We start from the raw sequence: 22,815 nt of genomic DNA, 5'->3' as shown, positions 1-22,815 counted from the left end.
CCCTGTGCGGTCGAACCCCCAACCGCCAACAAGGGAGACGCTACATTCCATCTGAGGCAAAATAAAGCCGTACCAGCGGAAAATTCACGCTCCGTGATGGAACCGGCCCCACCAGCCCCCTCCGCGGGACTGGCGAGCCTGACGGGGAGCCGTCAGCCGCCGAGGGGGGTGGAGGCCATCAGGCTCCGGCCGATGGCCAGGATGCCGCCGATGACGAGCACGAGTGCCCCGCCCACGCCGATGAGCGGCAGCAGGTAGCCGGGGTTGGGACGCTTGCGGTTGATCACCAGCAGCGCGTGCGCGAGGCCCGCCGCCAGCAGCATCATCACCAGGTGGCCCCAGAACGCCGGGTACACCCGCCAGGGCGAGCTCTGCGGCAGGACGACCAGCAGGATGAGCCCCAGGAGGATCTGCGTGTCGAGGAGTCCGGCGAAGCTGGAGCCGATGATGCGCACGGACTTGTCCACGGGCCGCTTCGTGGCGAGCCCGAAGGCGAAGTACGCGACGGCAACCAGCCCCATCAGGAGCACGAGGTAGCGCAGCCCGGAGTGGGCGTAATAGAGCATTCTCATGGCCGCGCTTCCTAGCGCCCCCCAGGCCGGGAGGCGAGCCTTTACGTGGGATCCGGCTTCGGGGTGGTGCGCGTGCTCGGCGGCAGCGAGGGCGGCGCGAGCACCTCGGGCCCGGGCAGCTCGCCGGTGAGGCTCTTGAGGAAGGCCACGATGTCATCCACCTCGGCGTCGCTGAAGGTCATGCCCAGCTGGTGCCTGGCCATGAGGCGCACCGCCTGGGGCAGCTCCGTCACGGAGCCGTCGTGGAACCAGGGCCCCGTCTTCTCCACGTTGCGCAGGGTGGGCACGCGGAACTTGTGCAGGTCCTCCTCGTTCTTCGTCACCTCGAAGCGGCCCTTGTCCCCGGTGGGGTACTCCTCGATGAGGCCCAGCTTCTGGAAGGAGGTGCCGCCCACCGACGGCCCGTTGTGGCACGTGGTGCAGCCCGCGGCGGCGAAGAGCTCCAGCCCGCGCCGCTCCTGCTCGGTGAGGGCGCTCTCGTCACCGGCGAGGAACTTGTCGAAGCGCGAGGTGGTGATGAGCTTGCGCTCGAAGGCCGCGATGGCGCGCGCGGCATTGCCCACGCTCACGGCCTTCTTCTCCTTGGGGAAGGACTCCTTGAAGGCCTTCACGTACTGGGGGATGGAGTTGAGCGTGGCCAGCACGTGCTTCTCGCCGGGCATGGCCATCTCCACCGGGTTCATCATCGGGCCCGAGGCCTGCTCCTCGAGCGTCGCGGCGCGGCCATCCCAGAACTGAGCGATGTGGCCCGCGGCGTGGAAGACGGTGGGCGCGTTGCGCGTGCCCTTCTGGCCCTTGTGGCCCTCGGAGGTGGGCTTGCCGTCCACGCCGAAGGTGGCCAGGTCATGGCAGCTGTTGCAGGAGATGTCGTGGTTCTTCGAGAGGCGGTTCTCGAAGAAGAGCAGGCGCCCCAGGGCGATCTGCGCCGCGGTGTCCTCCGGCGTGGCGGCCTTCACGGCGGCGGACGGGCGGAAGAAGGAGACGAGCTTCGCGTAGCTCATCTTCGGCTTCGGCGGCTCCTCGGGAGCGGGGGCCGGCGCGGGGGCCGGGGCAGCCGCGGCGGCGGGGGGCGGGGACTCGGGCGGAGCGGGCTCCTTGCTGCACGAGGAAGAGAAGGCGCCCAGGGAGACCAAGCCGACGCCGAGCAAGAACCGATTCCGCATCATCACTACCAACCTCCCACGACGAGCAGTACCAATGAGGTGTTCCTACCATCACCCGACCCTCCTTGGGGATGACCCCCCGCGTTCACCGACAAGGCCAGGGTGGGCCGCATCCCTCCTGGGAGCCCTGCCCTGTCCGCCTGGGAGGCAGGCGCCCGGGCATCTCGCTGGAAGAAGAGCCGGTCGACGGCCCAGGACAGGCCGAGCCCGGTGGCCGTGCCCAACACGTCCCACGTCAGGTCCTTGAAGGAGAAGAAGCTCCCGCGCCCGGCGTCGTAGAGCTCCTTCGCCACGCCCGCGCCGAGCGCCACCCCCGCGCCGGAGAGCCACCGCGCCTCGGGGGTGCCGAAGAGCAGCGCCCCCCCGGCGTACCCGGCGCCGGCCAGCCCCGCGCTGACGCTGTAATGCAGGGCCTTGTCCTGCCCGAACCAGTCGTCCGTGGAGGGAATCTCGGGCTCCTCGGCCCGGGCGGAGAGGGGGACGAGCAAAGACAGACACACCAGGGCCAGGAGGTTTTCACGGACGGTCATGACGCGCCATGACACCATCCCCGGGGGGCCCGCGTCAGCGCCCCGGCGGCCGTTTTGGAGACGCGCGGCCCACTTGCACGTATGCTTGCGATCCGTGACCCGCCCCGGTACCTCGCTCTTCGATCTCCGCAAGCCCTCGTCCCGTCATCCCGGACTCGACGGCGCACGAGGATTGGCCGTGGTGGCGATGGTGCTGGGGCACACGCTGGACGCGCTGCTCTCGCCGGAGCTGCGCGCCAACGAATGGGTGCAGCGCTACTGGGAGCTGCGCGGCGTCACCGCGCCCCTCTTCCTGCTGGTGGCCGGCTTCGCGGTGGTGGCGGCGCTCGGCACCTCGCAGGAGAGCGCGGGCCGCAGCTTCGGCCGCCGGGCGCGGCGCGCGCTGCTGCTGCTCTTCCTCGGCTACCTGGTGCACTGGCCGGGCTGGGACACCGCCCATGCGCTCGGCTGGGGCGAGCCGCTGCGCTCGCTCGTCTTCGCCTTCGACGCGCTGCAGAGCATCGCGGTGAGCCTGCTGGTGGGCGCGGCCGTGCTGGTGATGGCGCGCGGCACCTGGACGCGGACCGTGGCCCTCGCCGTGCTCGCCGTGGGCATCCCCCTGGCGAGCACCTGGATGTGGAGCGCCGCCACGGGCTGGCCCGTGGAGCTGCGCCAGGCGGTGGGCATGCCGGGCGCGCGCTTCCCGCTCTTCCCCTGGGCGGGCTTCTTCTTCGCCGGAGCGCTCGCGGCCCACCTGCTGCGGCTGCTGCGGCCCGGCTGGCCCCAGGGCCTGGCCCTCCTGGCGCTCGGTGCGGGCCTGCTCCTGCTCACGCGCAAGCTGCCCTCGGATTGGAGCCCCACCAGCGCGTGGCTCGTGGCCTTCCGCGTGGGCCAGGGCTTCCTGGTGCTGGGCGCCATCAACCTGCTGCCCCAGGTGCTCTCCGGACTGCTCGCGCCCCTGGGCCGCGCGTCCCTCTGGGTCTACGTGCTGCACCTGCCCCTGGTGTACGGCTGGGCGGGGACGGCGGGCCTCGCCGGGCGCGTGGGCCCCACCCTGGGACTGCTGCCCGCCCTGGGCGTGGGCCTCGGGCTGCTCGCGGTGACCTTCGCCGTCGCCCGCCTGTGGCAACTGGTGCGCGGGGGCGGCCGCCCCTCGGACTCCACCACGTGGCGCGCACGCCCCGTCCCCATGGGCGGCGCCGCCCTCCGCTCCGGCCAGCGCATCTAAGAGGGGATTTACATCCACTCCGCGCGCGGGTAGATGCCGTGCCGCTTCACTCCCAGGCAGTTCAAGCGAGGAAACATGCACCTGCTGCGCAAGCTGTCCGCCGTTGCCGTTCTCTGCGTTGCCACCACGGGCCTGTCGGGCTGCGCCGGCATCGCCTTCCCTGGCGCCATCGGCTTCTCCAGCCTCTACACCAACACCACCGGCAGCAACTTCGTGAACGAGCAGACCAAGCTGGGCTCCAAGTCCGGCGAGGGCTGTGTGACGTCCATCCTCGGCCTCATCACCACGGGTGACGCTGGCGTGCACGAGACGGCGCGCAAGGCCAACATCAGCCGCGTCAGCCACATCGACTACCGGTTCGAGAACATCCTCGGCTTCTACGCCAAGTACTGCGCCATCGTTTACGGCGAGTAGCAGTTCCCGGTGCCGCGTCCCCGCCGCCGAGGCCGAGGGACGCGGCTTCCCGCCCGGCCGAGGGCTCCGCCCCGGGGCACCCTATGCTACCTTCCAACGGCTTCCGGCCGCCCCCCCACTCGGACCCGAAAGGGCCCTTGGCCGCGAAGCTCAGTGAAAGAGCAGACTCCATGAAACTCACCACCCTCGTTCGACCCCTCGTCCTGGTCGCCGCGACCGCGGGCGCCGCTGCGTTCGCGCAGGCGGCCAAGCCGGCCGCTCCGGCCACCCCCGCGACTCCGGCCGTCCAGAAGGCCGTCATCGACCGCGCCCTGCTCACCGTCTTCAAGGCCCTGCCGGCCCGCTTCGAGGACGCCAAGAACCCCATCACCGCCGAGAAGGTGGAGCTGGGGCGGATGCTCTACTTCGAGAACCGCCTCTCGAAGAACCACGACCTGTCCTGCAACAGCTGCCACGACCTGAACAAGTACGGCGTGGACGGCAAGCCCTTCTCGCCGGGCCACAAGAAGCAGCTGGGTGGCCGCAACTCGCCCACCGTGTACAACGCCGGTGGCCACGTCCTGCAGTTCTGGGATGGCCGCGCCCCCAACCTCGAGGAGCAGGCCAAGGGCCCCATCCTCAACCCCGTCGAGATGGCGATGCCCAGCGAGGCGCGCGTCATCGAGACGCTCAAGTCCATCCCCGGCTACGTCACGGCCTTCCAGAAGGCCTTCCCGGGCGAGGCCGATCCCGTCACCTACAACAACCTGGGGCTGGCCATCGGCGCCTTCGAGCGCCAGCTCGTCACGCCCTCGCGCTTCGACAAGTTCCTGGCCGGTGACGAGACCGCGCTCAACGACGCGGAGAAGGCGGGCCTCAAGAAGTTCATGGATCAGGGCTGCCAGACCTGCCACAACGGCCCCGCCCTCGGCGGCTCCATCCAGAAGCTCGGCCTGGTGCTGCCCTACCAGTCCAAGGACCAGGGCCGCTTCGATCTCACGAAGAAGGAGGCGGACCGGATGATGTTCCGCGTCCCCACCCTGCGCAACGTGACCAAGACGGCGCCCTACTTCCACGACGGCTCGGTGAAGGACGTGCAGACGGCCGTGAAGCTGATGGCCCAGCACCAGTTCGGCAAGCAGATCAGCGACGAGGACACGAAGCAGATCGTGACCTTCCTCGACGCGCTCACCGGCGAGCTGCCCAAGAGCTACATCGCCAAGCCGAAGCTGCCGGCCAGCGGCCCGAAGACGCCGAAGCCGGATCCGTCGTAAGCCTTTGAAGCACCGGCCCCCGCGCGCCGCCAGGTGACGCGGGGGTCCTCCGTCCGGCGGGGAGGGCTACGACGCCATCCGCTGCCGGGACGGGGGTTGGGTGGCCCGGCCGCGCTCGTCCAGCGCCCGGACCACCGCCTCCAGGGCCGCGATGCGCCGCCCGGCGCGCCCCTGGGCCCACTGCTCGGGAAGCTGAGAGCCCAGCTGCTCCGCCCCCTGCTCCACCCCGCCCGTCTTGTTCTTGAGCGCCCGCGCGCACGCGAGCCGCACGTTCACCGCCTCGGGCACCGGGAAGCCATCGCGCCGCAACAGGTCCAACGCGAACGTCGTCCACACCGCGAGCTTGTCGCCCGGGCGCAGGAAGGCCTGGAAGCGCGCGAGCCCCGACTCCAGCGGCTCGCCCGCCAGCAGCGTCTCCTCCGGCATCTCCACGTGCAGGGACGTGCTGCGCGCCAGCGGCTGGCGCGGGGCGAGCACCGCCTCGAAGCGCTCGCCGGTGGCCGGGCGCGCCGCCACCAGGTGCACCAGCTCCGAGGGGAGGGACTGCTCCGCGGGGTGGGCGTTGGCCTCCGCGTAGAGCAGCACGAGGTGCTCGAAGTTCTCGGCGATGGTGCGCAGCTCCAGGGGTGGCTGCCACGCGGACTTGTAGAGGCGCTTGCGCGGCGGATCCGTCCGCGTCTCCTGGCGGTCCAGCTGCGTGTCCACCATGAACTCGAAGGGCTGCAGCAGGGTGTCGAAGCGCTCCTGGTGGCCCTCGAGGGCCCCAAGCACCTCGACCACCGCCTCGATGGTGGAGACGCAGTGCTCGGCCGGCTCGGCGCGGATGCGGTAGTTGCTCGGGCGGCGCGGGACGAAGCCGATGCGCGGCAGCCCGGCCAGCAACGGGTTCGTCTTCACCAGCTTGCGCGCCAGCGGCCAGGTGCCGTCCACCACGATGAGCGTCTCGGGAGGGTTCAGCCGGGCCTCTTCGAGGGGGATGGCCTCCTCGCCCGGGAAGAGGACGGCGACGCGCTCGGGGTGGGCGGCGAGCGCCGCGAGCCGGGCATGGCCGGAGAAGTCCACGCCGATGTGGAGCTCGGAGTTGGGCAGCGACAGGTGCGCCATGCGGGCCGTGCCGATGGCCACCCGCCGCTCACGGGGGTGCTGCAGGAAGACGACCCGCGTGCGCGAGTCCACCTGGGGCACGCGCGCGCAGTAGCACGTGGACTGGGGACGCAGGCATCGGAGACAGAGGGAGCGCACCCCGCCGCTTTAACGGCTCCTCGGGGGGGCCGGCAAGGTCTGGCGGCGGGAAGGGGGCCAGGAGAGGCCCGGCGTGCCTGGCCGCCTGGAGGGAGACGGGGGAACGAGGGGCTCGTCAATCCAGGAAGCGGCGCTCCCAGCGGAGCAGGTCCTCGGGGCGCAGGTCGCCCACCCACTTTGTCTGGTGATGGAGGTGGGGTTCGAGGAGCCGTGCGAGCGCGCGGTGGAGGGGGAGCGTCTGGCCCGCCTTCACGTCACCTGTCTCCGGCTGCTCGCCGAGCGTGATGAGCACCCGGTCACCGCTCATCTCCTGGAGGCTGATGCCCGGGAGGTCCAGCCGCTCGCGCAGCCCCGTCACACCGCCCAGCTTTCCGAGCACCGGCTGCCCGAGGAAGTTCATCCAGTGCACGCCATCCACCCAGGTGTTCATGCATAACTCCGCCGCGTTCGAGGCGAGGTGAACCCCCGGATAACGTGGCCGGATGAGCTCAATGGCTTCATGAAACGTCCCCACGTCCGCGCAGAGAACGAAATCCACATACCCCGAGTTGAAAGGCAGTTCCGCCGCAAGGTCGAGAGCCAACGTGCGGACCCACTCCGGACCCTGTTCTTCCAGGTATGCCGTAGGCAGTCGCAGATACAGGACGCTCACGTCATCCTTCCGGTCCGGCCAGGGGAGAGGGATGACGTCCAACCCCCTATAATCCACATGAAAGCCGGTCAACCCGATGGGATCATCCCATAACTGCACGAAGGCGGAGATGTCTGGTCCTGGCTCAAATATTTCCTTGCGGATCATCTCCCACGCCGCATCATCGAGGGGCTCGGATTGTCCATCGCCCGCGTACCAGGCGAGTTGATAGGGATGTATCCGTTGCCGGAAGATCTCCAGCGCACGAATGACGGCAGGTGCGATGCGTCCGTTGGGATGTTGCATGTAGAAGCACATCAGCAAGGCATCGCTCGCAATCAGCCCGCCTCGGAAGTTGCGGTGCCGCAACCGTGGATACTGCATGGCTTTCATCTCCCCGGCCCCTTTGGTTCGACTCCCTGCCTTGGAGAAACAAGCCAAGGCTGTACCTTCAAGGCATTTCTATAAACACTATCCTGCATTTCGTTCTTCCAGCGGCCTTCACTGTAGCTTCTCCAAAGAGCATCGTTTGTATCCGCGCACGGAAACTTGAGGTCGTACACGTGGACGATGAAGCCGTTCTCATCCATGAGGACGATGTCCGGCTCGATGATCCCCCACAGCCCCTTCCAGCCCTGCTCCGATACGATCTGTCTCACCTTTGTTTCATCCAAGAACTTCCACTGGCCAGTCCGCTCGTTGAGTTGGAAGCGGGGGTGAAGCAGGTAGCGCTTGGGTAGCAGTTTGTCCAACGCCTCGCGCAGGCACGGCCAGGACTCCTCGTGCTTGAAGAGCCCCAGGTACATCGCCCAGGTCGTCTTCTCCCCCACCTTCACCTGCTGGCAGAGTTCCCAGCTCGGGCTCCTACCGTTGAAGTGATAGTCGTTGACCTTCTGGTCCGCCCGGCGCACACACTGCTCGATTTCCCGCTCCACCTTCATGAGCAGATCTGCGGCCAATGCCACACCCCGGCGCTCGGCGGAGTTGATCTGGGGATTCATCGCCGCCGCCATGACCGCCGCCGTGGCGCCGGCCACGACCTTCGTGCTCGTGGAAATGGGCCGAGGCGCCGTCTTGGCCAACTGCGCCATTTCGGACGAGCCGGTGCAGCGCTCCCAATGGCCGGGGTTCTGCTTCAGGCAGCACTCGGGCGTCAGGTCCCGCGGGCCGCACTTGCCCACCTCCCCCTCGGCGTCCAGCTCCGACAGGCACCCCGCTTGGAGTACGGCCAGGAGCACCAGCCACCCCGGCAGCCTGCTCCGCGCGCAATGACGCATGGTGGCTCATGGTACATGGAACGTCACCATGAGCGCATCGGCCAGGGACGGACAAAGGGGTCCAGAAAGCGGGACGCCTCCGGAGGAAACTGGAGCGGGAACACGGCGGTGGCCCCGCCGCCGCTTGCTGCGCTGGGCCCTGGGACTGGTGCCCGCCACGGTAGGCAGTGGCTGGGCCACCATCCGGTGGCTCGGTGAGCGCGAGCGGCGCAGGCAGGAGGAGGAACTGGGGCCGGAGGACGGATGGGAGGTGGAGGGAGGGCGTGTCCTGAGGGGAGGGCCCGAGAAACACAGCAAGAGCCCGGAAGCCCGGGCCGCGGATCTTGCCCAGGAGGCCGCCTGGTACTCCTTCGCGGGCGACTCGGGCGCCAGCACCTACGCGAACCTGGCCCTCGAGGTATTTCCATCCTCCGCACCGGCCCGGCTGGTGAGCGCCTGCTGGTACATGCAGGAGGATGCGTGGAAGGTGGTGCGGGAGGACCTCTCGGCACCCGTCCTGAGCGACACCCCGGAGGCGCGTCTGTTGTTGGATTTCATCGAGCGCCTGCCCCGCGCGCCCGATTGGCACCATGCCTTCTTCGACTCCTGGAAGGCCCTGGGCCAGCCCGACTTCCGCAAGAGCACCCTGCTCCCCGCCCCCATCGAGTGGAATCGCCTGAATTCACCCATGCTCACCCAGGTGCATCCTGGCGAGGACTGGCTCTTCCCCGTGGGAATCGTGTCTCCCGGCACGATGGCGGGAAAGGAGCAATGGATGCGCGAGCGGGTTCTCGGCTGCCAGTCGATTCCCCTGCTCATGGCGATGCGCGAGCAACTGCTCTCCCTCGAAGAGGCGGCGCCCATGCGCCAGGCCTGCTTCGCGGCGGTGGAGCAGCGGCTCGGCCAGCTCGCCGGACCCGCTCCTCGCACCCTCCAGCTCGCCCTCATCCCCTTCCTGTCGGGCACCTCGCGCTCGGCCCCCTTCGAGCGGCGGGAGCTGGAGGCGCTCGAGAAGCTCGTCGCGCTGCGCGAGTGGAAGCAGCCCTCCAGCGAGGAGGTCTTCCGGGAGATGCAAGGGCATATGGACGTCGCGTACGGCCCCGCCCACCACGCCTGGATGATGACCTCGCTGGCCCAGGCCACGTCCCACGGCACATGGCTCCTGGAGCGCGCCAGGGCCAGCAAGGCGCACCTGTCCGAGGACGAGCTGCGATGGCTGGGACGGTTGCTATACGAAGTCGGAGCACGCCTGCGCGAGCAGCCCTCCCGTCTGGAATTGGAGATGGGGCTGCGGCTCCAGATGTACGGCTCCGAGCTGACACAGCACGTCCCCACCCGTGAGGAGTGCATCGCCGCCTGGATTCAACTGGGCCACTGGGAGGACGCCGTGAAGAAGGCGGCCTATGATCGCTGGCCCATCGCCCCGCTGCGCGAGGAGTCCTGCGCGCACCGCGCCCGGAACGAGTTCGCGTGGATGCAAGCCTTCGCGGGCCAGGGCGAGCTGCCCTGAACCACTCATGGCGTTCACCCCCGACGCGGAGTGAGCTCCAAGGCCCCGGCAATCCGCGTGGATGGGTTTCCGGGCACCGCCGGGATTCGTGTACGCTCCCGCCTCCTGACATGGAGCACCGAGGGGCCGCATGCGATTGAGGAGTCTGGTGGTGGCGTTGCTCTTGAGCGGCTGTCAGCAGCCCGCCCAACCCGAGCCAGCGGACGGGCTCGAGCGGCCCCCCAGCGCCATGAAGGACCCTGGCGCGCAGCCCGCCCCTCCGGAAGCGGCCCGAGAGGCCCAGCCCGCCGAGGCCCCGTCCCCCGAAGCCCCGTCCGCTCAGGCCCTGCCTCCTCCGGGGGATGAGCTTCCCGAGCAGACGTGGTCGGCGCGCTCGGCCGATGGGAACGCGGAGATCCAGCAGACCGCGTTCCGCGACGGCAAGACCACCCGGTGCACGAGCACCTCGACGTGGTCCTCGCCGTGGGACGACAAGAAGGTGATGTGGCGCTGGGACACCTGCATCGCGACGCGGGAGCAGCTCAAGTTCGTCTCTCCGGACGGCAAGCGGGTGCTGGTGATCGATCCGCTCCCCGCCTCCCTCCAGACGAAGGCGAACTGGCAGGACCTGGAGGTGGCCACGCTCTATGAGCATGGCGTGCGGGTGAAGGGCGCCAAGGCCGGGGCCCTCCTCCGCGCTCCGATCGAGGTGAGGGAGCCCCAGCTGCGCATCGTCTGGGTGAAGGGCCATGGAGGCTTCCCGGGAACGTCTCCGCGCTACACCTCCAATGGGAAGGCCGTCGAGCTCGAAACGGTGGACGGCCACTCGTTCAGCCTGGGCTTCGAGGGGGAGGGCTTCCCGGCCGCACCCGAGGAGAAGCACGTCTTCGCCGGCGCCGCGGGCATGTACCAGTACGAGGACGACAAGAAGACGGTCAACTTCGTGAGCTCGTTCGACGATGTCCCCGAGCAGTACCGCTCGCGGGCCAGGCCGGTGGAGGCCCAGGTGCTCACCGTGAGCGGCCCCATGGGTCTCGGGGAGCCGCGGCCTTCCGAGCCCACGCCGGAGCCCCAGCCCGCGCTCGAGGCCAGCAAGGACGCGGCGGCCAAGGAGGCCCTGGAGAAGGCGAAGCTCGCCTCTCCCGCGGAGCTGCTCGACAAGGCCCGCACGGCCGCGAAGCAGGTCGAGGAAGTGCAACGCACCCGAGAGCAGATGATGAACTCCCTGCTCTCGGAGTCCTCCTCCCAGACGGGCCAGGAGCCGGCCTCTTCCGGGCCAGCGTCCTCGCCCGCGGCCGGCAACCGGAGCCCCGAGGCCCCCCTGGAGAAGGCCCGCATCCCCACTCCCGAGGAGCTCCTCGACAAGGCCCGCGCAACCGTGAAGAAGGTCGAGCAGTTCCAGCGGCAGCAGGACAAGGTGACGGACGGGAAGTGAACCTCCTCCTCCTCCAGGACTCCGACTTCCTGCCCGACGGCACCGTGCAGATGACGGGCCGCCGGGCCCAGCACGCCCGCGAGGTGCTCCGTGCCGAGCCCGGAGAGACGTTGCGCGTGGGCAGGCTCGGTGGGCTCGTGGGCACCGGCGAGGTGCTGGAGAACACCCCGGGCCTGCTGCACCTGCGCGTCTCCCTCACCGATCCGCCTCCTCCGAGGGCCGGGGTGGACCTGCTGCTCGCCATCCCCCGCCCCAAGGCGCTCAAGCGCGTGCTGCCCGCCGCGGCCCAGCTCGGCGTGGACCGGGTGGTGCTCGTCAACGCCGCGCGCGTGGAGAAGAGCTACTTCGACTCCAAGGTGCTCGCCCCCGGCTTCGTCGAGGAGCTGCTCCTCCAGGGGCTCGAGCAGGCCCGCGATACCCGGCTGCCCGAGGTGCTCATCCGCGAGCGCTTCCGCCCCTTCGTCGAGGACGAGCTGGATGCCGTCTTCGGCACCGAGGCCCTCCGGCTCCTCCCCCACCCGCCCGCGACCCAGCCCCTGCACCGGGTGGGCGTCCAACAGGCGCCGCGCGTGGTGATGGCCGTGGGACCGGATGGAGGCTGGGTGCCCTTCGAAGCGGAGCTGCTGGAGGCGCACGGCTTCCGGCCCTTCTCGCTCGGCCCTCGCATCCTCCGCGTGGAGACCGCCGTCCCCGTCCTCCTCGGGCAGCTCGCGCTGCTACGAGAGGACGCCGCCCGCCCGGCGTAGGGGGCGCAGTGCCGCGCGAAGGCCTCCCACCCGCGGCAACAGCGCGCCGGCCCTTACCGTGATGAGCGTGCTTTCCGCCGCGTCGAGCGCCGCTTCCGCCCGCTCGGGCGCGAGCTCCAGCCACCGCTCCGCGAGGTCCAGGTTCACCAGTCCCACCTGCAACACGTTGCCCGTGGCCTCGGCCAGCGAGAGCGCGCGGGCCAGGTGCGCCTCTCCCTCTTCTCCGGGCACCAGGGGCGCCAGCGCGCGGCGGGAGAGGATCTCATCGAAGGGATTGGCGAGCACCGGCTCCAGCGAGCGCCGCAGCGCCGCCTCCGCGGCCTCACGTGCGGCCTCCGGGTGGCCCTGGGAGCGCTCGAAGCGGGTCTGGTAGACACGCACCAGCGTCTCCATCCGGAAGTCCCCCGCGCGCGCGGCCTCCAGCGCCTTTGGCAGGGACTCGCGCGCGGCGGCCACGTCCTCGAAGAGGACATCCCGGCACGCCGAGTACACCAGCACGTACAGCTTCAGCCAGCGATCTCCGGGCAACACCTTGGCGAGCTGCTCGCCCCGGGCCACCACCGCGGCCACCAGCTCGTGCTCGCCGCGCTCCAGGTAATAGGGCGGCGTGTAGATGGCGAGGTTGCGCTCCGGCAGGCGCGGGTGGCCCAGCAGCCGGATGAGCTCCTGCTTCTCGCTGAAGGGCGGGACGAAGGCCGTGGCATCTCCGATGAAGGAGGCGCGGACGATCTGCGATTGCAGGTGGTAGATGCGGATGTCGGTGAAGCCGTAGGTGTCCGCCACGTCGAACCCGTCCTGCGTCGCCACCGTGTCGAGCGGCTCACCGCGCAGGGCCAGATTCATGTTCAGGAAGTAGCAGCCCATTCCGAGCGCCCACGCCAGGCGCCGGGGTGGTTGCCCCACCGCGTCCCGCAGGGCGCGCAGCCGATCCACCTCCGCGCGCTGCGCCTCCACCACGCCCGCGAAGCGGCCGGTATGCGCGCTGAGCCCGCCCCGTGCGATGAGGGCACCGGCGCGGTAGGGAGACTCCACCGGGTGCTCGGCCTGCACGCGCTCCAGCAGCGCGTGGAACTCCGCCGTGCGCCCCATGATGGCCATCGCGATGCTCTGCAAGATCTGCAGCTCCGCCTGCTTCCAGAAGACGTCCGCGGGCGCCATCCGCGCCTCGAGCGGAATCTCCCGGATGACGCGCCGCAGGGCCTCGGCGCGCTCGGCCTCCGGGGCCGCGCATGCCGCCGCCAGCCGCTCCAGCGCCTCCCGCCGGCCCTCGCCCAGGTCCACCGTGGCCGCCCAGTGCGCGAAGAGCTTCTCCGCGTAGAGCAGCGAGGTCGGCGGATCGCTCACGTAGCCGAGCTCGATGAGCGTCACCCAGGTGCGGATGAGCTGCTCCACGCGCTCGGGTGAGCGGGGCCCGGCCTCCAGCAGCGCGGCGGCCTCCTTCAGCACCAGCGTGGCATCCAGCAGGGCCTTGGCCTCGATGGAGGCCTGCCCGGCGCGCAGCAGCGGAACGACGGCGCGCTGCGGCTCGTTCGAGCGGGTGAAGTGGTAGCCCACCGCCCGCGCCACGCCGGGCCGGTTGCCGCCCAGTTGCTGGAGGATCTCCGCGATGCGCCCGTGGTGGACCCGCCGCTCCGCCTCCGGGGTGCTCTCGTGGAGCGACTCGTGCACGGTGTCGTGGGTGAAGACGCAGCGGCCCTCCACGCGCTGGAGGAACTGCCGCTCCACCAGCTCGTCGAGCGCCTGGAACAGCTCCGCCTCGGGCAGCTCCGCCAGGGCGCGCACCAGGGGCAGCTCCAGGCTGCGCCCCGCCGGAGCCAGCCGCCGCAGCAGCGCCACCCGCTCCTCGGGCAGCGTGGCCAGCCGCGCCAGCACCGCCTCCCGGATGCTCGCCGGCAGCGCACGCGCCTCCAGGTCCCCCACCACGCTCCAGCGCCCGCCCACGCGCACCAGGGCGCCCTCCTCCACCAGCATGCGCAGGCACTCGGTGGCGAAGAAGGCATTGCCGCCGGTGGTGGCGTGCAGCCGGGCCACGAAGTCCGCGGGCACCTCCAGGCCGGGCAGCACCTGGTGCACCAGGTCCTCGAGGTGCACGGCCTCCAGCGGCGCGAGCTCCAGCCGCGAGGTGAGCCCCTGGTCCACCGTCTCGAAGGCCAGGCTCAGCCGGTTCAGCTCGTTCGAGCGGAAGGTGGCCACCACCATGCCGCGCGTCTGGTGCAGCGAGCGGATGATGACGTTGAGCACCTCCAGCGACGCGGCATCCGCCCACTGCAGGTCCTCGATGCACAGGACGAAGGGGGACTGGTGGCCCAGCGTCTGGAGCCACTCGGCGAGGGCCCCGAAGACGGCCATCTTCTCCGCGCCCGCGTCCCGGAAGCCAGGCACCGGCACGGTGGCGAGCGACGGCACCAGCCTGCCCAGCAAGGGCCGCAGCCGCTCCAGCAGCTCCGCCGGGGTGCGCGGCACCAGCATCCGCAGGGCCTGGCCGATGGGCGCCAGGGGCGCCAGTCCCTCCGCGCGGCACTGGCCCACCCCGACGGGAATCTCCGCGAGCTGGGCCTGCAGCTCCAGCTCCTGCAGCAGGCGCGACTTGCCCACGCCCGCGGGCGCCCCCAGCATCACCGCGCGCGACTGGCCCTGGCCCGCCTTCTGGAGCGCCCGCAGCAACAGCTCCAGCTCCGCCTGCCGCCCCACCACCTCCGGGACGTGCAGGTAGCTGGCTCGCGCCGACAGCGGCTCCTCGGGCAGCGGCTCGCCACTGGCGTGGCACAGCGCCGACAGCAGCTCGGAGGCATCCTGGAAGCGCTCGCGCGGATCCTTCGCGAGCAGCACGAGGATGATCTCCTCCAACCAGGGGTCCACCGGGCCGAAGCTGGAGGGCCGCGGCGGAGGCGTGGACAGGTGGTCCGCCAGCAGGGCCGCCGGGGTATCGCGCTTGAAGGGCAGATGGCGCGTGGCCAGGAAGAAGGCCATCACCCCCAGCGAGTAGAGGTCCGCGCGCCCGTCGATGCTGGCGCCGCGCTGCCACTCGGGGGCGAGGTACTCCAGCGTGCCCTTGAGCCGGCCGGAGCCCGGCGTGCCCAGCTGGTGCATCACCCCGAAGTCCATCAGCTTCACCGCGCCAGAGCCGGTGATGCGCACGTTGCTGGCCTTGATGTCGCAGTGCACGTAGAGGCGCGAGTGGATGAAGGCCAGCACCTGCGCCATCTGGATGAGGACGCGGTAGAGGGTGCGGGTGTCGAGCACCTGCTCGCGCGCCAGCCGGCTCAAGTCCTGCCCGTCCACCGCCTCCATGGTGATGAATCGGTGGCCCGACTCCGTCAGCCCGCAGTCGAAGACCTTGAGGGTGCCCGGGTGCTGCAGCCGCTTCATCGCGAAGAACTCGTGGCGGAACATCAGCACGAGCTCCTCCACCTTGCCGGGCGGCAGGCCCTCGGGCACCTGCATTACCTTGAGGGCCACCCGGCGCTGCTCCTGCGCGTCCTCGGCGAGCCAGATGCGGCCCATGCCGCCTTCGCCCAACACCTCGAGGATGTGATAGCGGCCCGACACCCACATGCCCGGCTCGAGCGAGCGCCGCTCGGCGATGGAGATGCCCGGCGTCGTGATGGGCGTGCGGTTGTCCAGCGAGCCCAGGGAGCCCAAAGTGCCGTTGGAGAGAAGACCCTGGCTGCTCTCGATAATCGCTGTCTGCTCTTCGTCGCTCATCACCGGGCCGCGTCCCCTGGCTCACGGAAAGCCGGGGAGACTGGGGATAGCATGACTCACCCGGAGAGCGAGTACCACCACGGAAGGACACACTGCGCCGCGCGACGCGGTGCATCGGGCTTGAAGGGGCGCGATGGGTTGTTGAAGAGTCATCCCCATGGCGAAGAAGACCCCCACCAGAGCCCAAGCCGTCGCGGCCGCCGAGCAGGAGCAGGCGCCCGAGCAGCAGCCCCTCGTCACCCCCGAGTCGGAGTCGAAGGCGAAGCCCGCCAGCCACGACACGACGCCTCCCCAGGCGCTGCTCGACTTCATGATGCAGGGGTGGAAGCCCCAGGGCGGCAAGCCCGTCCCGAAGATGAAGAACGCGGACGTTTTCGAGGCCCGGCGCCGCGAGCTGTCCAAGCTCTTCCCGGGCGAGACGCTCGTCATTCCCACCGGCCACGAGAAGGTGCGTGCCAATGACACCTACTACCGGTTCCGGCCGGGCACCGACTTCTACTACCTGACGGGCAACATGGAGCCTGACTGTGTGCTGGTCCTCCAGCCGAAGGAGGGCAGTGGCCACACGGACCTCCTCTTCGTGGAGCCCAACCCGGGCCGCAGCGACTCCACCTTCTTCACGGACCGCGTGAAGGGCGAGCTGTGGGTAGGCCCGCGGCTGGGGGTGAAGGAGAGCCAGGCTCGCTTCGGCGTGCACGAGGCCCGCGGCCTGCCCGAGCTGCAGACCTTCCTGGAGGGCCTGCGGGGCGCGGCCGTCATCCCCACGCGCGTGCTGCGCGGCCACTCGGGCAAGGTGGACAGCTCGGTGCCCGAGCACACCGAGCGCGACAAGCAGCTGGCCACGGCCCTGTCCGAGATGCGGCTCCTCAAGGACAAGCTGGAGGTGCGCGAGCTGGAGACGGCCATCGACTCCACGCACCGGGGCTTCGAGGACGTCATCCGCCGGCTGAAGGCGGCCACGAGCGAGCGCGAGGTGGAGGGTGTCTTCAACCTGCGTGCCCGGGTGGAGGGCAACGACGTGGGCTACGGCACCATCGCCGCGGCCGGCCACCACGCGTGCGTGCTGCACTGGACGCGCAACGACGGCGACATCAAGAAGGGCGAGCTGCTGCTGCTGGACGCGGGCGTGGAGGGCAACAGCCTCTACACGGCGGACATCACGCGCACGCTGCCCATCTCCGGCAGGTTCTCCAAGGAGCAGCGCGAAATCTACGAGCTGGTGCTCGAGGCGCAGAACCAGGCCATCGCCGCGGTGAAGCCGGGCAACGACTTCATGGAGCCCAACCGGGTGGCCATGCGGGTGCTGGCCCAGGGCCTGTATGAGCTGGGCATCCTCAAGACGACGCCGGAGGAGGCGCTCAAGGAGGAGCACCAGTTCTACAAGCGCTACTCGCTGCACAACGTCAGCCACATGCTGGGCCTGGACGTGCACGACTGCGCGCAGGCGCGCCAGGAGGCCTACAAGTTCGGCAAGCTGAAGGCGGGCATGGTGCTGACGGTGGAGCCGGGCCTGTACTTCCAGAAGGACGACCTGACGGTGCCGGCGAAGTACCGGGGCATCGGCGTGCGCATCGAGGACGACGTGCTGGTGACGAAGACGGGCTGCCGCGTGCTGTCCGAGGACATCCCCCGCGAGTCGCGGGACGTCGAGGACTGGATGAAGCAGATCTGGAGCGAGAAGAAGTAGTCCCGGCTACGCGCGCTGCTGCTGGGGCGCGCGCAGCGGCAGGGCCACGGTGAAGCAGGAGCCGTGGCCCGGTTCGCTCTCCACGAGGATGCGGCCCCCATGGGCCTGGGCGGCCGCCTGCGCGATGTAGAGCCCCAGCCCGAAGCCCCCGTAGTGACGTGAGGAGCTGGCGCGCTCGTAGCGGCCGAACACGCGCTCCTGGTCCTCGGGCCGCATGCCAATGCCCTCGTCGCGCACGGAGATCCGGGCCTCCATGGCCGTGGCCTCCACCCGCACCGTGACGGGCTTGCCGCGCCCGTACTTGATGGCGTTGAGCACCAGCTGGGTGAGCAGCTGCTCGAGCTGGCGGCGATCGAAGCTCCCCCTGGCGGAGGCACACGTCTCCAGGCGGAGGTCCGCGCCGGGCGACGCGTTGCGCATGCGCTCGAGCAGCTCGCGCGTGAAGTCCCCCACCTCGAGCGGCTCCAGTGCCAGCTCCAGCTTGCCGGACTCGATGCTCGAGGTGTCCAGCACCGCCTCGCTGAGCTGGCCCAGGCGCTTCACCTGCCGGGTGGCGCGCTGCAGGCTCATGGCGAACTGCTCGCCCACCCCGGCCGCGGCCGCCTGCCGCTTCAGCGAGGAGAGTTGCAGCGAGAGCGCGGTGAGGGGGGTGCGCAGCTCGTGCGCCGCGACGGTGAGGAAGTCCTCGCGCACCGCGAGGGCCCGGCGCAGCTCCGCCTCGCGCGCCTCGAGCGTGCGCAGCAGCGCCTCCAGCGACGCGGAGAGCGCGCCAATCTCATCGCCCCGCTCCGCGTGCGGCAGCCGCACGTCGAACTCCCCCGCCCGCAGGCGCTCGGCCGCCGCCGAGATGTCCTTCAGGGGCCGCGTCACGCGCCCGGCGAGCGCCCAGCCCACCACCGCCAGCAGCACGCCCGCGAGCAACCCCAGCAAGGTCAGCCGCTCGCGTACGGCCACCGCGGGCTGGAAGGCCACCTCGGCCGGCTGCAGCACCAGCACCGTCCACCCCAACGTGGGGGTGGTGCCCGTGGCGCGCAGCGGGGCGATGCCGGTGAGGTAGGCCCGCCCGTCCTGCCATGTCGCCTCGGCCCAGCCCCCCTGCTGAACGTGCCGCTCCAGCGGCGCGGGCAGGACCGCCTGACGGAAAGCCTCCGTTCCCGTGGGCGGCTCGCTCAGCAGCGCCCCATCACGCCGCAACAGCCGCACCTCGAGCCCCGCCCCGGCCGTGTCCGCCAGCGCCCTCTTGAGCGCGCGGCCCCAATCCCAGGTGATGTGCGCCGCCATCACGCCCTTCAGCGTGCCATCCGCGGCGTGTACCGGCACCGCCACGTCCAGCAGGCGCAGGGGACCTTCCGTGCTCTTGAGCAGCGAGGCGAGCCGCACCGCTTCGTGCGCGTCGCCCAGGTAGGTGCCCCGGCGGCCCTCGCGGAAGGCAGGGCGCTCGGAGACCAGGGCGCCCACGAGCAGGCCACCGGTGCTGTAGCGCACCACGCCCGAGGCATCGAGGAAGCCCACCCAGGCGAAGTCCGGGGTGCCGTGCTGCAGCGCCTCGAGCAGGACGCGCCGCGCCTCGAGCCCCTCGGGCATCAACCCCTGGCGCTCCAGCTCGGCGAGCATCCTCACCTGCTCCAGGTGCACGTTCAGCTGCGCCTGCGTCCGCTCGGCGAGCAACTGCGCCACCGTGGCCAGCCCCTCGCCCACGCGCACATCCACGTCCTGCTCGGCCAGGTACCCCGCCACCACTCCCACGCCCGTGACGGCCATGACGGCGAAGAGGCACACCACCAGTCCCACGCGCGTGCGCAGGCTGAAGACAGCCGAGCGCCGGGCGCCGGGAGGGGAGGTCTGGGTGGGGGGCAAGGAGGACGACGCTATCGCACGTGTTGGGAGGCCTCCAGCCTTCCTGCTCGCGCGCGGCCTGCCCGAAGGCCGCGGCATCCACCGGAAGACATCTGGCTCAACTCTTGGGTTTCGAAGGCGCCTGGTCGTAGCAGGCGAGCAGCCGCTGCACGCGTGCGGGCCCTGGCCGATGGCCCCACTGCACCACCGTAGGCGCGTTCAGGAAGTAGGACTGGAGCTCGCCCACCTGCGCGCGCGACATGCGCCCCTCCCGCTTCAGGAGTTGGACGGACGCGCAGTCCGCGCCCTCTTCACTGCCGGTGTTTCCTGTCACCGCGTGCGCGCACGCATGGCCGAACCAGAAGAGCTGCGCTCCGGGTGGCAGCCGCGCCAGCAGGCCGGGGTTGTACTCGACGTGCGCGGGAACACCGGGCCACCCGGGGAACCACAGGCCGACATCGGCGAGCGAGGTGTTCGGCACGAAGGCCACCGGCACGCCCTGGGAGGACTTGCAGGACAGGGGCACGCCCGCGATCCGGGGGTGGTACGGCGTCACGGGCTGGGCCCGCGCGAGGCCGGGAAGGCCCACCAGCACCAGGAGCGCCAGGAGGGCGGAGCGCATCATCACCCCGCGTCCACCTTGAACTCGCGCGGCGCCGAGGCGTCATCGGGAGTCACCGTGAAGGACAGGCGGCCGATCTCCCGTCCGTCCTCGGTCTCCATGGAGACGCGCCAGTCGCCGGGCCGAGGATTCGTCACGTACGCGAAGGTGCGGAAGCCCTGCTCGCGCCCGCCCTGCTCCAGGTACAGGTCGTCATAGGCGTGGTACTGCGTCCAGCCCTTCTCCGGATCATCGTGGTACCAGCGGATGACGAGCTGGGTGCCCCGGTCTCCCGCGCGCTGGGGCTTGAAGCTCGTGGGGGCGAAGACACTGGCGAAGAAGTAGACCCGGTCCCCGGCGCGCGCGCGGAAGTCCTGGTCCCCGCGCTCCCACAGCCGCCACTCGGCGCGCTCGTGGAGCAGCCGGTAGTCCCGGCCCTTGGTCCCCTTCACCACCTCCACGCCGTGGTAGATGCCGCTCGCGAGCATGGACAGCGGCACCGGGGGAATGGCCTTGAGCAGGTACAGCCCGACGAGCAGCGCCTGGACGCCGAGCCCCGGCAACGCCACGTGCCGCAGCGTGCGCCGCCCGTCCCGGCTCCACGCCCGAACCAGCGGGGTGAGGAGCAGCGTCACCGCGCAGGCCAGGCCCACGGCGGCCATGAACAGCGTGCCGCTGTAGTAGCCGAGCACCACGGGCAGCAGGTAGGCGAAGTACGAGGTGAGGCAGAAGCTGAAGAGCCCCACGCGCACCACGGGCCCCAGCGCCCGGAAGCGCGGCAGCTCGTTGGCCACCAGCAGCCCGAAGACGCCCGCGAGGAACAGGAACGCCGTCAGTCCGGACGCGCTCTTGAAATAGAAGAGGGTGTAGGGGCTGAGCAGGCCGCCGAGGAAGAAGTGCAGCGCGTCCTCGCGGAAGCGCCACACCCGGGCCAGCCACCGCGGCGGCTCCGTGCCCCAGCTCCAGCGCAGCTCCACCAGCAGCAGCAGGCCCAGCACACCCAGGAACAGGCCCTGCTTGGTGAGCACGAACCAGTTGTCGATGCGCCGCAGCGTGGCGATGTCGTAGGCGAAGCTCGCGAAGAAGAAGAGCGCCAGCTCCCACTTCGCGTGGCGGGCGCGGAAGTCCCGCACCCGCTGCTTCAGGGTGGGCGCCTTCTCCGTCTCGGCTGAGTCCTCAGGAGAAACGGCGGCCGGCGCCTCGGAGACGAGCCCCAGCGGGCCCACGGGCGCCGGGGCTTCGGCCGGCGCCTCGGGAGCGGACGTCTCGTCGGCGGTGCGCGGTGTTGCTGTCGCCACGGCCAGGGGAGTTACGCGCCCTTGCTGGCGACCATCTCCGCCAGCTCGCCGCGCTCTTCCAGCTCCATGAGGATGTCCGAGCCCCCCACGAACTTCCCGTTGATGAACACCTGGGGAATCGTGGGCCAGTTGCTGTACTCCTTGATGCCCTGGCGCACCTCGGGATCGGCCAGCACGTCCACCGTGTGCACCTTCCCGTGCTGCTGCAGAATCTGCAACGCGCGCGCGGAGAAGCCGCACTGCGGGAACATCGCGTTGCCCTTCATGAAGAGGACGATCTGGTTGTTGCGGATCTCCTCGTCGAAACGTGCCTTCAGCTCTGGAGTCATCATTCGATTACCTCGTCAGCGATTGCCGAACTTCTTCCACTGTTCGGGCGAATAGGTCTTCAGCGCCAGCGCGTGCAGCTCGCCGGTCTTCAGCCAATCCTGCAGCGGCGCATACACCAGCTGGTGCTGCTCCACCATGGACTTGCCGGCGAAGGCGGGGCTCACCACCCGCGCCTCGAAGTGGTCTCCGGTCCCCGTGGTGTCGCGCACGTCCACCTCCGAGCCCGGCAGCGCGCCAACAATCCGCTCGCGGATGGCATTTGGATCAAGCATCAGTTCAGTCCCTTCCCCTTCAGGAGCATCGCGGGATCCACGCCCATGCTCTTGAGCGAGTTCTCCCAGAGCATTCCGGGGTCCCCCTCTAGCACAGGCCGGGCGGAGGCCTCGGCATAGAGCCAGGAGCCGGAGGACAGCTCACTCTCCAGCTGCTGGGCGCCCCAGCCGGCATAGCCCAGGCAGAAGCGCAGGTGGGCGGACGGGTCCTTCAAGAGGGGCCCGAGCGAGTCCAGGGTGAGGCTCAGGAAGAGGCCGGGTACCACCTCGTGCTTCTCCTGCACGCTCTCGTCGTCGTGGAGGACGAAGCCGCGGTGGTTCTCCACGGGGCCGCCCATGAAGACGGGCTGGTTCATCCGCTCGGGGGCGATGTCGAGGGACTGGTTCTTGGCCAGCTCCCCCAACGTCAGCGACGCACCGCGGTTGATGATGATGCCCATGGACCCGCCCTCACTGTGCTCGAGCATGAGGATGACCGAGCGGCGGAAGTTCGAGTCCGTCAGTTGTGGCGTGGCCACCAGGAGGCCAGGAGCGAGTGTCTGCACAGAGGGAAGTGTCGGCCCTTCCCACCGTCCGCGCAACCGAATCGTACCCGCCCTGGACCGGGGTCCAGCTCAGTGCCAGCTGGTGTGCCGGGACTGGAGCGCCTGGGCCAGCTTCTCGGGCGCCAGCGGCTTGCCGATGAACAGATCCGCCCCCAGCCCCTTGCACTTGCGGGCCATGGACGCATCGCTCATGGCGCTCACGCCGATGAGCACGGCCTGGGGGAACTTCTCGCGCAGGCGGGCCATGAGGTTGGTGCCGCTGCGCCCGGGCAGGAAGACGTCCACGATGGCCGCGTCCATGCGCTTGTTGCGCACGGCGAACTCGGCCTCCTCGGCGCTGCCGACGGGGAGCGGTGCGTAGCCCCACTGCGTGAGCAGCTCCACCAGCAGCTCGCGGTGGGCCGGGTCGTCCTCGACGATGAGGACGGTGCCGCGGACGGGTTCCAGCTTCAGGTTGTCATCGTCCCGGGTCTTGGAGCGGGCATGACCCGTGGCGATCGGAAGCTCCTCGTTGACGATGGACATGGCAACCTTCCGGGAGTGGGGGTTCGTGTGGTGCCAACGGACACCCCACTGCCCGCAATTCCACACTCGCATCGGCTG

The 22,815-nt window shown here is 70.1% G+C and carries 21 protein-coding genes; 7 read left to right on the top strand and 14 right to left on the bottom strand.

Features of this window, described 5'->3' with window-relative positions; all coding sequences use genetic code 11:
* Positions 1-152: 152 nt before the first annotated feature.
* From NR798_RS13635 to NR798_RS13625, 3 genes are read right to left on the bottom strand one after another with little or no spacing between them, the layout of a single operon-like run.
* Entirely contained in the window at positions 153-572 is a 420-nt protein-coding gene (locus NR798_RS13635) for a hypothetical protein (RefSeq protein ID WP_375771893.1), read from the bottom strand.
* Between the two features lie 41 nt (positions 573-613).
* Positions 614-1,738, bottom strand: coding sequence for a cytochrome-c peroxidase (locus tag NR798_RS13630; RefSeq protein WP_375771892.1), 1,125 nt, complete (start codon positions 1,736-1,738; stop codon positions 614-616).
* Positions 1,739-1,740: 2 nt separating this feature from the next.
* Positions 1,741-2,265: a hypothetical protein gene (locus NR798_RS13625; protein WP_375771891.1), complete on the bottom strand. Its 525-nt coding sequence runs from the start codon at positions 2,263-2,265 to the stop codon at positions 1,741-1,743.
* A 94-nt stretch (positions 2,266-2,359) separates the two neighbouring features.
* Here NR798_RS13625 and NR798_RS13620 point away from each other — a divergent pair, with 94 nt between their 5' ends.
* From NR798_RS13620 to NR798_RS13610, 3 genes are all read left to right on the top strand, one after another.
* On the top strand, positions 2,360-3,472 hold the full coding sequence (locus tag NR798_RS13620) for an acyltransferase family protein (RefSeq protein WP_375771890.1): 1,113 nt from the start codon (positions 2,360-2,362) through the stop codon (positions 3,470-3,472).
* Positions 3,473-3,547: 75 nt separating this feature from the next.
* Positions 3,548-3,886 (top strand): TRL-like family protein, encoded by a 339-nt coding sequence (locus tag NR798_RS13615; protein WP_375771889.1) that lies wholly within the window; start codon positions 3,548-3,550, stop codon positions 3,884-3,886.
* 170 nt (positions 3,887-4,056) lie between these two features.
* A complete protein-coding gene (locus NR798_RS13610; RefSeq protein WP_375771888.1) occupies positions 4,057-5,139 on the top strand; it encodes a cytochrome-c peroxidase in 1,083 nt (360 codons plus the stop codon).
* Positions 5,140-5,205: 66 nt separating this feature from the next.
* Here NR798_RS13610 and NR798_RS13605 read toward each other — a convergent pair whose 3' ends face one another.
* The 3 genes from NR798_RS13605 to NR798_RS13595 all read right to left on the bottom strand — a co-directional run bounded on the left by NR798_RS13605 (position 5,206) and on the right by NR798_RS13595 (position 8,289).
* The gene (locus NR798_RS13605) at positions 5,206-6,381 is read right to left on the bottom strand and encodes a tRNA-uridine aminocarboxypropyltransferase (protein WP_375771887.1); all 1,176 of its coding nucleotides are present in this window, start codon (positions 6,379-6,381) and stop codon (positions 5,206-5,208) included.
* 115 nt (positions 6,382-6,496) lie between these two features.
* The gene (locus NR798_RS13600; protein ID WP_375771886.1) at positions 6,497-7,405 is read right to left on the bottom strand and encodes a type VI immunity family protein; all 909 of its coding nucleotides are present in this window, start codon (positions 7,403-7,405) and stop codon (positions 6,497-6,499) included.
* Positions 7,402-8,289 (bottom strand): hypothetical protein, encoded by an 888-nt coding sequence (locus tag NR798_RS13595; RefSeq protein WP_375771885.1) that lies wholly within the window; start codon positions 8,287-8,289, stop codon positions 7,402-7,404. The genes NR798_RS13600 and NR798_RS13595 overlap by 4 nt, the downstream gene beginning before the upstream one ends.
* 124 nt (positions 8,290-8,413) lie before the next feature.
* Here NR798_RS13595 and NR798_RS13590 point away from each other — a divergent pair, with 124 nt between their 5' ends.
* The 3 genes from NR798_RS13590 (at position 8,414) to NR798_RS13580 (ending at position 11,938) form a co-directional block, all read left to right on the top strand.
* Complete coding sequence (locus tag NR798_RS13590; RefSeq protein ID WP_375771884.1) at positions 8,414-9,778, top strand: hypothetical protein; 1,365 nt, start codon at positions 8,414-8,416, stop codon at positions 9,776-9,778.
* Positions 9,779-9,908: 130 nt separating this feature from the next.
* On the top strand, positions 9,909-11,192 hold the full coding sequence (locus tag NR798_RS13585; protein WP_375771883.1) for a hypothetical protein: 1,284 nt from the start codon (positions 9,909-9,911) through the stop codon (positions 11,190-11,192).
* Entirely contained in the window at positions 11,189-11,938 is a 750-nt protein-coding gene (locus tag NR798_RS13580) for a 16S rRNA (uracil(1498)-N(3))-methyltransferase (protein ID WP_375771882.1), read from the top strand. The genes NR798_RS13585 and NR798_RS13580 overlap by 4 nt, the downstream gene beginning before the upstream one ends.
* Here NR798_RS13580 and NR798_RS13575 read toward each other — a convergent pair.
* Entirely contained in the window at positions 11,909-15,643 is a 3,735-nt protein-coding gene (locus NR798_RS13575; RefSeq protein WP_375771881.1) for a serine/threonine-protein kinase PknK, read from the bottom strand. The two genes, NR798_RS13580 and NR798_RS13575, sit on opposite strands and share 30 nt — an antisense overlap.
* Positions 15,644-15,800: 157 nt before the next feature.
* Between NR798_RS13575 and NR798_RS13570 the strand changes: the two genes are divergently transcribed.
* Positions 15,801-17,330 carry an aminopeptidase P family protein gene (locus tag NR798_RS13570; protein WP_375771880.1) on the top strand — a complete coding sequence of 510 codons (1,530 nt, stop codon included), beginning with the start codon at positions 15,801-15,803 and terminating at the stop codon, positions 17,328-17,330.
* Between the two features lie 6 nt (positions 17,331-17,336).
* On the opposite strand, the gene NR798_RS13565 is transcribed toward NR798_RS13570, so the two are convergent.
* The 7 genes from NR798_RS13565 to NR798_RS13535 form a co-directional block, all read right to left on the bottom strand.
* Complete coding sequence (locus NR798_RS13565) at positions 17,337-19,187, bottom strand: ATP-binding protein (protein ID WP_375771879.1); 1,851 nt, start codon at positions 19,185-19,187, stop codon at positions 17,337-17,339.
* 97 nt (positions 19,188-19,284) lie between these two features.
* A complete protein-coding gene (locus tag NR798_RS13560) occupies positions 19,285-19,791 on the bottom strand; it encodes a hypothetical protein (protein ID WP_375771878.1) in 507 nt (168 codons plus the stop codon).
* Positions 19,791-21,065, bottom strand: a complete 1,275-nt coding sequence (locus NR798_RS13555) for a DUF2914 domain-containing protein (protein ID WP_375771877.1) — start codon at positions 21,063-21,065, stop codon at positions 19,791-19,793. The genes NR798_RS13560 and NR798_RS13555 overlap by 1 nt, the downstream gene beginning before the upstream one ends.
* Before the next feature lie 11 nt (positions 21,066-21,076).
* Positions 21,077-21,394 (bottom strand): Grx4 family monothiol glutaredoxin, encoded by a 318-nt coding sequence (grxD, locus tag NR798_RS13550; RefSeq protein ID WP_375773758.1) that lies wholly within the window; start codon positions 21,392-21,394, stop codon positions 21,077-21,079.
* A 15-nt stretch (positions 21,395-21,409) separates the two neighbouring features.
* Positions 21,410-21,667 (bottom strand): BolA family protein, encoded by a 258-nt coding sequence (locus tag NR798_RS13545; protein ID WP_043405371.1) that lies wholly within the window; start codon positions 21,665-21,667, stop codon positions 21,410-21,412.
* Positions 21,667-22,212 carry a YqgE/AlgH family protein gene (locus NR798_RS13540; RefSeq protein WP_375771876.1) on the bottom strand — a complete coding sequence of 182 codons (546 nt, stop codon included), beginning with the start codon at positions 22,210-22,212 and terminating at the stop codon, positions 21,667-21,669. The genes NR798_RS13545 and NR798_RS13540 overlap by 1 nt, the downstream gene beginning before the upstream one ends.
* 69 nt (positions 22,213-22,281) lie before the next feature.
* Entirely contained in the window at positions 22,282-22,737 is a 456-nt protein-coding gene (locus NR798_RS13535; RefSeq protein WP_375771875.1) for a response regulator, read from the bottom strand.
* Between the last annotated feature and the right edge of the window lie 78 nt (positions 22,738-22,815).

The sequence above is a fragment of the Archangium gephyra genome (assembly GCF_042230915.1).
Classification (GTDB): Bacteria; Myxococcota; Myxococcia; order Myxococcales; family Myxococcaceae; genus Archangium; species Archangium gephyra_B.
Note: the sequence above shows the minus strand (reverse complement) of the source record. Positions and strands in the feature narration are given on the sequence as shown.